This is a genomic window from Novosphingobium sp. B-7, from assembly GCF_000410615.1.
Taxonomy (GTDB): Bacteria; Pseudomonadota; Alphaproteobacteria; order Sphingomonadales; family Sphingomonadaceae; genus Novosphingobium; species Novosphingobium capsulatum.
Window position 1 is genome coordinate 1 of the sequence record NZ_KE148327.1, and the last position, 241, is coordinate 241.

General features: G+C 74.7%; 1 pseudogene. It reads right to left on the reverse strand.

Annotated features, from left to right (window positions below):
• Positions 1-241 (reverse strand): annotated as a pseudogene (locus H926_RS26865) (type II secretion system protein C); the annotation flags it as partial.

Consider the following 241-nt stretch of genomic DNA (forward strand, 5'->3'; position numbering starts at 1 on the left):
CGGCACCGCGCGCTGCACCCCGTCGGCGCCGGCCAGGATCGCGCCGCCGCCCTGCCCATCGGCTGTGGATCGCGTGCCGAGCAGAGTGAACGGCAGCGCAGCACCCGCCGCACCGCCCCCGCCACCGCCATCTGGCACATCGCGCGCAAATGGATCGAATTGGGCAAAAAGCGCGGCGCGCGCCGGGGCATCGAGCACCACCAGGCCGGCGCTATTGCCCGCCGTCTCCGGCGTGAGCGGC